Here is a 12153-nt window from a genome sequence, read left to right on the forward strand (position 1 = left end):
ATTTGTTAACAATGTCTATTTAAATTCTATTAAATTAGAACATACTATTAGTATAGTCATGGCATTCTTGCTAAAGTTATTTACTTACAAACAAAATAATCCGATATAAAACAATTTAAATAAATTGCCATGAATAGCGATTTATTTAAAGACAGCAGATATAAATCTAAATTTCCAGCACGATTGTAACTAATGAAGCAGTTAGCGTAATAAAGCGTAAAAAGTTTTATGCTGAACATTAGATCATTTATAGGATTGAGCAATAATTATCACAAAGTATCCTAATAGATCATCAGCTAATCTACTTAACAGCAGATTAGCTGATGATCTAAATAAAATGAGTTGTAATTTGTTATTAAATTATTAATTTTGATTTATTTATCTAATACAAATTACTTTTTATATTCCAACAATAATTAAGCTTTTTATTATTTAACAATTATTATGAATAATAAAAAGATTAATTATTTTGGTAGAATGCTAAAAATTCCCTCGTAAGTTTTACGGATAAAATAAATACTAGAATTCTTTATTAAAGTAATGTGAAGAAAACACGTTAATACCAATCCGCGGGATGAGCCAATCGCAGCATATATAGCTAAAATAGAAATATTGTAGCATTATGTTGATCATCGCCGACTAGTCAAACAGGCGATCTTTCTAGGATTATTCGTCATGTCTGAATTGGCAGATTGCGATGAATTGGCAGCTCAGTGGGCGCGAGTAAAAATACGTTTGCGCTCAGAATGTGGTGAAACAGCGTATCATGCTTGGTTGAAGTCTCTAACTTTAGCTTATCGCAATGGTCAAATTGTCTATCTGGTAATGCCTTCAAAGTTTGAACGCGACCGGGTAGTCACACAATACGGCGACAGACTACGAGGTCTTTGGCAGGGTGAAGATCCAGCTATTGCAGCTGTAGAGGTGGTCGCCACTAGCCGAAGAAACAATGGACTACGGCCAGTGGATAAATTACCAAAGTCAAACCTGGCCGAGGAGCCAATTGTAAATATGCTGTTGATGCAAGAACACATCCTTTCAGATCCACCAGGTGACTTCAATGCTATATCAGCATCGTTGGACGATCGCTTCACTTTTAAGAATTTCGTTGTTGGGAAACCAAATGAACTTGCTTTCGCCGCAGCTCAGCGAGTAGCGGAGAGTGATACAATACCCTTTAATCCACTTTTTTTATATAGTGGAATCGGTCTCGGCAAAACTCATCTAATGTGTGCTATGGCTTGGGAGATCCGCAAAAAATATCCGCAACGACGAGTTATATACCTCTCAGCTGAGAGGTTTATGTATCAGTTTATTCGCGCTCTAAGGTACCGAGACACGGTTACTTTTAAAGATTTATTTCGTTCAGTAGACGTGCTAATGATTGATGACGTACAATTTATCGGCGGTAAGGACAGTACTCAGGAGGAATTTTTCCATACCTTTAATGCATTGGTGGGCAATAACCGCCAAGTTGTAATTTCTGCTGACAAAAGCCCAACGAATCTAGATGGGCTGGAAGAAAGGCTACGCTCACGTTTAGGCTGGGGTCTAGTGGCTGATATTCAACCTACAGACTACGAACTCCGTTTGAGTATTTTGCAATCTAAAGTAAAAGAGGTAAATGTAGATATTCCGACAAAAGTTATAGAATTTTTATCCCATAAAATCAGCTCCAACGTACGTGAACTTGAAGGGGCATTGAACCGTGTTGTAGCACACTCCACCCTAGTTGGCTTAGCAATTACCTTAGAAATGGTGCAAGAAGTGTTGTCCGACATGTTGCAAGCGAATAATCGACAACTGACAATTGAGATGATCCAACGTCAAGTTGCATCACACTATAAAATGGATATCACAGATATGTACTCGGCTCGCCGTGCTCAAGCAATCGCTCGCCCTCGGCAAATAGCCATGTACTTAGCAAAAAACCTTACTCAGCACTCCCTTCCAGAGATTGGCCGCAAATTCGGTGGCCGTGACCATACGACAGTTATGCATGCAATAAAAAAAGTGGATGAGCTACGTGCAACAAACAATAGTTTTGACGCTGATCTTACAATTCTACGTAAAATGCTTGAGAAATAATTATCTTTTCTGCTGTTGATTATAAAGAGAAATTTACTCGTTTAGGTTTGTTTTTATGTTATAAATTATTACTAATGCTATTTTATGTACAATACAACATTTATCTAGAGTATTAAATTAAATGATAGCAAACACATGAAAATTATCATTGATCGATCAGCTTTTCTTAAACCCATGGCCCACATTCAAAGCGTCGTTGAGCGGCGAAGTAATATTCCAATCTTAGCTAATGTGCTCTTACAAGCTAAAACAGGACGTCTATCAATGACCGCTACTGATATGGATATGAATTTAGTTAATAGCACCGCCTGTATAGTTAATCAACCCGGCTCTATCACTGTACCAGCCCTTACTCTTTACGATATCATCCGAAAACTGCAAAAAGGATCAAAGATTAAACTAAATATGGATAAAGACAGTGTCAATCTATCAATTAGTGCTGGACGTTCTAAATTTTTCTTACCTACCCTACAAGTAGACCAGTTTCCTACTTTACCTAACGATGAAATAACTGTTAATTTTATGCTTTCTGCGGCTAATGTAAAATCGCTAATAGATCGAACTCGTTTTGCTATTTCCACAGAAGAGACTCGATATTACTTGAACGGTATGTACCTGCATGCAATCCAAGCTAATAATATATCTGTACTGCGAGCTGTGACCACTGATGGCCATCGAATGGCTCTAATGGAAATTCCGCTACCTGAATCAAAATCAGACATACCACCAGTAATTGTACCACGCAAAGCTATAATTGAAATACGCAAGCTGATTGACGAAAGCGAAGGCTGGATAGATCTAGCTTTTAGTAAAAACAAGCTTCGTTTTGACTTCGTTGATACTGTGATAACAACTAAGTTAATCGATGGAAATTTCCCAGATTATGAACGAGTAATCCCGAGTTCTAACGATAAGATTATGCGACTTGAGTGTAGATCTTTAAAAAAAGCCGTTGAGCGTGTCGTAACTATCTCAACAGCAAAATCGCGTTCAATCAAGCTAGAGATCAACAAGGGAAATTTAATGTTATCAGCCAAAAATCTTGATAATGCCTGGGCAAGTGAGGATATGAATGTAGACTATGATTCTGAACCTATAGAAATAGGTTTTAATGCGCGGTATTTGTTAGAGATAACTGATCAATTTAACGACAACGCCATAATGCTATTTCATATGGCAGACAGAGCGTCTCCAGCTATAGTCACCAATGAGAAGAACGACGGTGCAACTTATGTAATTATGCCTATGAGACTCTAGCTACCCGCTTATTTGTTAGCGTTATAATGTTAAACAAACAACAGCAGTGAACCCTCGGTTTCTGAAACTGTTTTATTTAGTAATGAGATTGATAATTTTAAGTTCATTTCATGAAGCATTCAGCAAATGGTATGAAGAAAGGTTGAATAGGTAAGATTATAGCTTAGAACTACTATCTTAAGCAATATTGACGACAAACAAATAAGTATTTTCTTAACAAGAAATTATTGCACTGTATTAATTTGGTCTTTTACGCTTGATTGGGTTGATAATTTAAGCAAATGTACTCAGCATTAGCAAAAATCACATAAAATGCCTAAAAGATTGTTCATATAGGCTAACGAGCCGGTAATAAATTTCACTAAAATATTAGTAATAAATTTCACTAAAATATTAAACGATTGCTTTAGTTTAATTTCATTGACTCATTGCCTATTTGCCAAAGTATGCTAATAAAGAAACCATTGGCTACTCAATCGTAGATTTTAATCTTTATTGTCTAACCATAGATGACATAGCAATTAAAAATACCTAAGAGTTATTCCTGATGCCTATACAGGCGCTTGCATAGCAGGCAGGTGACAGCAAAGTTTATTTTAAGTAAAAAATAATTGGATTTATACTCGTCAATGCAACTATTTTCCTTGCAGCGACGTGCAGTAAATAAAAAATTTAATGCTCTATTTCTTTGGCAGATTTAGATTTGGAGATAACAAACTAATTAATAAATTATAATTACATATAACTGGCCAACTAGCAATAGACGATTTTACAATTCTACGCATATCTTTAATGCTTAATCGTATGAGTAATGTTATGTTGATGGCTTGATAATGATATAGGCCAATCTAACTCCTTTCTTACCTGATATATTATGAAGATTCTGCTCTAGTGAGCTAATACTTGATTAAATGAGATCTCATACCGTGCGACTAGTAGATGAAGCGTCTAGCTATCTGAAACAGATCGGAGTTGTAGCTATATTGTTCTAGCCATATTGTATTTTGATCAATATTTACGGGTGGAATAAAAAAAAACTATCTTTTACGACCTCGCATTGATCTTTTACAGGCAAGATTATTTGACTTTGTAGATAGATAATTCTGGCTGGCTGAAGTCACATTTAACTGGAGGTCTAAGATGCTTGAAGCTTCTACTAAGTGCATAGAAAACGGTAAAAATAATGAGTATTCTGCTGAATCAATTAAGATTTTGCGTGGACTTGATGCTGTACGTAAGCGCCCAGGTATGTATATAGGAGATACCGACGATGGTTCAGGTCTACATCATATGGTATATGAGCTGGTTGATAATGCGATCGACGAAGCTATGGCCGGTTATTGTGACACAGTGCGAGTTATTATCAACTTCGACGGATCAATGACAGTAGAGGATAATGGTCGCGGCATTCCTGTTGACATCCATACTGAAGAAGGAGTGTCAGCTGCGCAGGTTATCATGACTCAACTCCATGCCGGCGGTAAATTTGATCAAAATTCTTACAAAGTCTCTGGCGGCTTGCATGGACTTGGCGTTTCGGTAGTGAACGCCTTATCTGAATGGCTGGAACTAAGAATTTGGCGTGAAGGTAAAGAGCATATGATGCGATTTTATCATGGATATGCAGAAGCAGATCTAATTGAAATTGGCCCATCGTATGGCAAAGTTGGCACTAAAGTTACCTTCAAGCCTTCAAATGATATTTTTACTATGGTTGATTTTGATTTTTCGATTCTGGAGCATCGACTACGCGAGTTAGCCTTATTAAATTCTGGTTTGCGTATTACTCTAATTGATCAGCGCAGCGATAGGTTGAAGAACGTAGACTTATTTTACGAAGGTGGGCTGAAAGCTTTTATTCAATATTTAGACCATTCGCTTATTAGTATGCACCCCACCATTGCAGCCTTTGGCGAAAAAGACGGAATTACTGTTGAAGTAGCGATGGAATGGACAGAATCTTATCGTGAGACAATTTTCTGCTTTACTAATAATATTTTACAGCACGATGGTGGCGCCCATTTAGCTGGTTTTCGTGCTGCATTAACCCGGAAGATAAATAACTATGCTAGCCAATCGAATATTGCTAAAAAGGATAAAGTGTTGCTTTCCGGCGAAGACACTCGTGAAGGGCTTACTTGTGTACTTTCAATTAAAATGACAGATCCAAAATTTTCTTCCCAAACTAAGGCTAAATTAGTTTCCTCAGAAGTTAAACCGGTAGTAGAAAATGTTATTAGTGAGCGGTTAGGTAGTTGGCTTGAAGAACATCCTAACGAGGCTAAACGCATAATTACCAAAGTATATGAGGCTGCTACTGCTCGGAATGCTGCTCGGAGAGCTCGTGAACTGACTCGTCGCAAGAACGCGCTTGATATTGCTACTCTCCCTGGTAAATTGGCTGATTGTCAGGAGAGCGATCCATCAAAAGCTGAATTATTTTTAGTTGAGGGGGATAGCGCTGGAGGTTCTGCTAAACAAGGTCGCGATCGTAAAAACCAGGCAATTTTGCCATTACGTGGCAAAATTCTGAATGTAGAGCGCGCTCGTTTTGATAAAATCTTATCTAGCATAGAAATTGGTACACTCATATCAGCACTAGGAACCGGTATTGGACCAGAAGATTTTAATATAGAAAAAACTAGGTATCACAGGATTATTATAATGACCGACGCGGATGTCGACGGTTCGCATATTCGTACCCTGGTATTAACTTTTTTCTTTAGGCAGATGCCGGAGTTGGTACACCGTGGTTATCTCTACATTGCTCGTCCTCCTCTTTATCGAGTGAAAAAGGGCAATAAAGAAACTTATCTAAAGGACGAGAAGGCACTGGAGCGTTTTCTAGTAAATGAAGGCAGCAGGCTTGCTGTACTATACATTGATTCAAATACTAAAATTAGCGAGGATGATCTAAGAAATCATGGCGAGCTCGCTCGTCAAGCTCGCCAATTACTAGAGCCTGTAGTGCGCAAGCTAGGTGCTTTAATAGTGACTGAGCAAGCTGTGATAGTTGATTTGTTACATCCAACTCTCCTCGCCAATCCAGCAGCAGCAGCGATAGCAGCAAACGATTTTGCAAAAAGAATGAATGCCTTATCGGGGGCACATGAGCGTGGCTGGTCAGCTGTATACAAAAAGCAGACTGATAAGGGGCCAGCAATCATAGTTAGTTGTACCTTGCGAGGTGTGACTGAAACATACCATATAGATAACGTATTAGTAAAAAGTCCTGAAGTTGAGGCCATTAGGAAGCGCTTAGTCGATTTGCGCAAAATATTTATCAACCCAGCAACCTTAGTACATAAAGATGGAGCTAGGCGTACTGTTTATGGTCCAGTCGGATTAATTGATGCAATATTCGAAATTGGACGAAAGGGATTAATAATTAGCCGCTACAAAGGTCTCGGTGAGATGAACCCTGACCAGCTTTGGGAAACTACTATGGATCCAAATCGGAGAAACCTTTTACAGGTTAAGATAGAGCATTTAGATGCAGCTCATCATGTCTTTAGCACTTTGATGGGTGATATTGTTGGACCGCGTCGCGAATTCATTCAGTCTAACGCGCTTAAGGTAATAAATTTGGATGTTTGAATAAATGATTATTCTTTTATACACCGTATAATCAGTAAAAATACTAAATAAATTATTATTATGTATTAATGATCAATTGTAATCAGTTGGATGGGTTACAAATCACCTCTTTCTAGAGATCATTAGTAAAATTTAAAATATTATTTTAACAAATTCGTAAGTGGATTTCAATGCACTTTGAATAAAGTAAGTTTATTATTGATATTATTAAATAAACGGTTACTTTTAGCTGATTCATTTCTGTAAGAATATACGAAGGCGTAGAATTCTATTGTATCGATCAAAGTACACTGATCTTGCATCGTTTTTCGCTGCTTGAGTTAATAGCGAATAACATTCGTGCCTATTGATATGCTTATATTATTTGGTAATTATAAGTCCAATAAATAAATCTTTATAAAAACTTATATTAGTTTTGCTTTGAGTAAACGTCCTATACAATATCTGATATGTGATGAGATTAATTTATTGCTATCTGAATACTTATCTAATGATCAATTTAATAAAAATTAAATCATGAAATTTAAATAGATTAGAATTTACGTAGCAGATATATTATATTACAAAACAAAATCTTGTTTGATAGCGTTATTTATGTAAAAGACAACTGATAATGTCAGTGTAAAGATCTATAATCACTCCATGACCTATCGTATAATATAAACACGCTAGGCTAATATAGCTTAAGTATGTAAAAAATCAATTTTATAATTTATTGTTTTGTTCGACGTAAAAATTATTTGACTAAATGACGTATCTTGTTCAATATAAAATCTTGTTAGAACAGACTTAATGTTAATGTATAGTGATGATTTTTAAAAGATCAGTTAATTTTTAAGGCATCCAGCTACATAAGTTTAAAAATAACGATCATATCAAATAAAACCATCAAAAATATTTGATGGTTGCTATTTAGCAAATCAATTACTAAGAACAAAAATTCCAAAATTTTACAGCCAGAACATAGCAGAAGATATTGTTTGTAATGATATAGTTTTATTATTATCAAAATAAATTCATAATGTTAATTAATAGATTAATATTATTAATTTATCAATGTAAGCTTTCTAGCAATCAAACACAATTTATTTTTCTTAAACTTTACCTTTTGATGCTGGCATAATAAAACAATCTAAAAAAACTAAATATTTATATATCACATACTTAAAAATTTTTGATACTTTAAGTACTAAGCATAGATAACTATCTGTAGGTGCAAGGTTTCATTGGGGTATGCTATTTACTTTTTAAAGAACTGATAATCTGTGAATGATACATAAAAATAGTTGCAATAGCTCCATGTGCTCACATAAAATTTTATGCTTTAAATTTTGTCAAAATGGCAAGATTATAAAATAGTATTATTGCCCATAGATTAATTTCAACGTTATAGAATAACCTATCGATATTAAAGTTTTGTATAGAAAAACACTTATAGAAACGGGGATACAAAGCATTGTTGACGACATATGCTGTTCTTGGCATAGAAACAAGTTGTGACGAAACATCAGCCTCAGTGGTCGCAAACGATAGGAAAATTTTGTCGAATGTCGTTCTAAGTCAGCTTAATGAGCATAGATTATATGGTGGTGTAGTTCCAGAGATTGCTGCTCGCGCCCATATCAATCACATCGATTCCATAGTAACTAGAGCTATGATTGAATCTGGGGTTAAGTTTGCTGATCTCGCGGGAATAGCAGCAACAGGAGGTCCTGGATTGATTGGCGGTATATTGGTCGGTAGCACATTAGGAAAAGCGATTGCTAGCGCTCACTGTAAGCCTTTTATTGCAGTTAATCATCTGGAGGGACACGCACTTACAGTCAGATTAACTGATGCTATAGATTTTCCCTATTTATTACTACTAGTTTCAGGCGGTCACTGTCAACTTTTGTTTGTAAAAGGAGTGGGTTTGTATCGTAGACTTGGCACAACTATAGATGACGCAGTGGGCGAAGCTTTTGATAAAACCGCAAAGCTTCTAGGTCTTGGATATCCCGGAGGGCCAGCCGTGGAATATGCAGCTGCATTAGGGGATTGCTCTAATGTTAAGTTACCTAGGCCTATGTTAGGTAAAGCAGGCTGCGATTTTTCCTTTTCTGGATTAAAAACTGCCGTGCGGAGACGAGTTAATCAGGTAAAGGAAATACTTAGCTCACAGATGGTTGCAGATATAGCAGCTGCTTTCCAAAAAGCAGTGTCTGATACTTTAGTAGACCGTACCAAACAAGCAATAAATCTCCTAGAGATAGAAAAAATTAACAATCAGTTTCTGGTAATGGCTGGTGGAGTAGCAGCTAATCAGACAATCCGAGCTGCTATTGCAGATCTAGCTGCACTCCGTGGGTTGCAGTTCGTAGCACCTTCGATGAATTTATGCGGCGACAACGGTGCAATGATTGCTTGGGCTGGAGTAGAACGCTTAGCCTTGGGACTAATCGATGGTATGAGTTTTCGTCCACGCTCTCGTTGGCCGCTTGATCAGTATGCTGCTCTATCTAGCAAAACTAACAAAGTCTAATAATTAATTTTTTAAAAAATCGCTTATATTATAACTAAACTACCCATTATCATATCTAAATAGAAAGCAATACTACGTAAAAAGATCAAGCTATTATAAAAAAAGGTTTATAGAATTTCGAGTAATTAAAGAATAAGTTAACGAGTAATTAAAGAATAAGTTAAACTAATTTAATCATTAACAGACAAATAAGCATAATATAAATTATTTTTAATTACTAATCAGTATTATTATACTTTTGTATAAATTACGAATATTAAATATAGCTAATAATAAATAATCTGGTATTTTATGTATATAAAGCCCTAAGTTTAGAAAGATAATGGGATTTAATCAAAAAGTTTTTTTGATTAAATTAGTCAGCGTTATAATAGGGGTATTCTCTTTTATATTCTAAAATTTGGCATGAAAATAAATATTCGAATTACCATAAAAGATGCCAGATTTTATAACATTAAACAATTTATAGTAATTTGGTATATAATGGTATGGTAAGATTTCATCTAGAACTGCGATAACATTACTATTATCTACAGATGCAATAATGGAAAAACTATTATAAAGGTCAAGCATTGTTGTAACAGAATAATTTAACCCTTGCCATTTAAGGTCTAGTGTGCCTCGGATTATTTATCCCCAAAAAGCTAAGGCCAACTTTTAGGAAGAAAAACATGTGTAACGACGTGAAAAGGGTTATGAAATTAATCCAGGAGCGTAACGTTAAGTACGTTGATCTCAGGTTTACAGATCCGCGCGGTGCACTTCAGCACCTCACCCAGCACGTGCGCACGATTGATGAGGAAAGCATAATCGAAGGATTTATGTTTGATGGGTCATCTATCGCAGGCTGGAAGACGGTTGATGAGTCTGACATGGGTCTGAATCTCGATTTATCTACCGCCGTCATGGATCCTTTCTTTGCACAACCCACTCTCGCTATTACTTGCGATACATTTGAGCCGTCTACTGGTGAAGCCTATGAACGAGACCCACGTTCAACGGCTAAAGCTGCAATCAGCTATATGGCAAACCTCGGTATTGGGGATACAGCATTTTTTGGTCCGGAAGCTGAGTTTTTTCTGTTCGATAATGTAAAAATTGCAATTAGCATGAATAAGGGATATTATGAAGTAGATAATGAGGAAGGATCATATAATTCTGGGCGTGAATATGATGAAGGAAATTTAGCGCACCGTCCAGGTGTTAAGGGTGGTCATTTTCCAGTCCCTCCAGTCGATAGCAGCCAAGATATTCGTTCCGAAATGTTATCCGTAATGCGCGAGATGAATATTAAAGTTGAGAAGCATCATCACGAAGTCGCGCCGTCTCAGCACGAACTAGGTATAGAGTTTGGAGCTATGATCCAAATTGCAGATCACTTACAACTTTATAAATACGTAGTAAAACAAGTTGCAGCGTCTTACGGAAAAACTGCTACGTTTATGCCAAAACCAATCTCTGGTGATAATGGTTCAGGTATGCATGTGCACCAGTCGATTTGGAAAGACGGTAAACCAATGTTTGCGGGTTCAGAATATGCTAACCTATCTGACACAGCGCTATACTATATAGGAGGTATTCTTAAGCATGCTCCTGCGATCAATGCCTTTACCAACTCTACGACGAACAGCTACAAGCGTTTAATTCCAGGATTTGAAGCTCCCGTATTATTAGCCTATTCTGCTCGTAATAGGTCAGCTTCTTGCCGCATACCACACTCAAATAGCCCTAAAGGTAAACGAGTAGAGGTTAGATTTCCTGATCCAGCTGGAAATCCATATTTATCATTTGCAGCTATGCTAATGGCTGGTTTACATGGTATACGGAACAAAATACATCCTGGTAATCCAATAGATAAAAACCTATACGACCTCCCGCCTAAAGAGATATCGGCGATACCGAAAGTTTGCGGTTCTTTGCGTGAAGCGCTAAATAACCTGGATAAAGATCGAAATTTTCTCACTCAAGGTGGAGTATTTACTGATGATCAGATCGATGGCTATATTGAACTAAAGATGCAAGAAGTATACGCATTTGAGCATACGCCGCATCCGATTGAATTCGATATGTATTACTCTAACTAATCTCTAACAGGTGTGATACGAGTGCACAAATAATTGCTGAGTTTATCTAATAAGCATTACTAATCTGATCATAAATATTACCTTTATTTTATTTCTTTGTTTCTAGTATATGTATATTGTAGTGAATGACTGGTTTGAATCATTAATTGTTGTTTATTAAGCAAAATGTCCTATAAAAATAAATAGCTTTGCTCTATAATGCATGCAAATTTTGCATGGAATCTCTGTTAGATTTTAATTGTTACTTAACATATTAAAATGCTCATTAATCTCTGCGTGATTTAAATTCTACGATGCAATTTTGCGTTTAGGGTATTTGTAGTAGAATTTCTTCAAAATAGAGCACAGCTAGTAGCTTGCAAATTTAAATGCACAATGCTTACATAAATGTAAGCTGTATAGATAAAATGATTAATCGCTTATGTTAAAAATCCATGAGATTTGTATAGACGGAAGTAATTTTTAATCACTTTAATAAAGTTAGCTTATTATTTGACCAAATTGTTTTATTATTTATAGATTTGATGCATATTATTTAATAATAAGTGTTTTATTTATCTATTACATATTAAAATTATAGCCTGTTATAATTATAATACAGGCCCC

Annotated in this window: 5 protein-coding genes; all 5 read left to right on the forward strand. The window is 36.0% G+C overall.

What is annotated here, in order from left to right; all coding sequences use genetic code 11:
- Positions 1 to 675 precede the first annotated feature (675 nt).
- The 5 genes from dnaA (at position 676) to glnA (ending at position 11547) form a co-directional block, all read left to right on the forward strand.
- Positions 676 to 2088 (forward strand): chromosomal replication initiator protein DnaA, encoded by a 1413-nt coding sequence (dnaA, locus tag P856_RS02190; protein ID WP_025300539.1) that lies wholly within the window; start codon positions 676 to 678, stop codon positions 2086 to 2088.
- A 135-nt stretch (positions 2089 to 2223) separates the two neighbouring features.
- Positions 2224 to 3345 (forward strand): DNA polymerase III subunit beta, encoded by a 1122-nt coding sequence (dnaN, locus tag P856_RS02195; RefSeq protein WP_025300540.1) that lies wholly within the window; start codon positions 2224 to 2226, stop codon positions 3343 to 3345.
- A gap of 1140 nt (positions 3346 to 4485) precedes the next feature.
- Complete coding sequence (gene gyrB / locus P856_RS02200) at positions 4486 to 6942, forward strand: DNA topoisomerase (ATP-hydrolyzing) subunit B (protein WP_025300541.1); 2457 nt, start codon at positions 4486 to 4488, stop codon at positions 6940 to 6942.
- Between the two features lie 1456 nt (positions 6943 to 8398).
- On the forward strand, positions 8399 to 9463 hold the full coding sequence (gene tsaD, locus P856_RS02205; protein WP_144079721.1) for a tRNA (adenosine(37)-N6)-threonylcarbamoyltransferase complex transferase subunit TsaD: 1065 nt from the start codon (positions 8399 to 8401) through the stop codon (positions 9461 to 9463).
- A gap of 671 nt (positions 9464 to 10134) precedes the next feature.
- A complete protein-coding gene (glnA, locus tag P856_RS02210; RefSeq protein ID WP_025300543.1) occupies positions 10135 to 11547 on the forward strand; it encodes a type I glutamate--ammonia ligase in 1413 nt (470 codons plus the stop codon).
- Positions 11548 to 12153: the final 606 nt, after the last annotated feature.

Source organism: Candidatus Endolissoclinum faulkneri L5, from assembly GCF_000510265.1.
Taxonomy (GTDB): Bacteria; Pseudomonadota; Alphaproteobacteria; order Thalassobaculales; family Thalassobaculaceae; genus Thalassobaculum; species Thalassobaculum faulkneri_A.

Bases quoted from the DNA above. Each gene is read 5' to 3' on its own strand.
- dnaA (WP_025300539.1), top strand. From the start codon at position 676: ATGTCTGAATTGGCAGATTGCGATGAATTGGCAGCTCAGTGGGCGCGA.
- dnaN (WP_025300540.1), top strand. From the start codon at position 2,224: ATGAAAATTATCATTGATCGATCAGCTTTTCTTAAACCCATGGCCCAC.
- gyrB (WP_025300541.1), top strand. From the start codon at position 4,486: ATGCTTGAAGCTTCTACTAAGTGCATAGAAAACGGTAAAAATAATGAG.
- glnA (WP_025300543.1), top strand. From the start codon at position 10,135: ATGTGTAACGACGTGAAAAGGGTTATGAAATTAATCCAGGAGCGTAAC.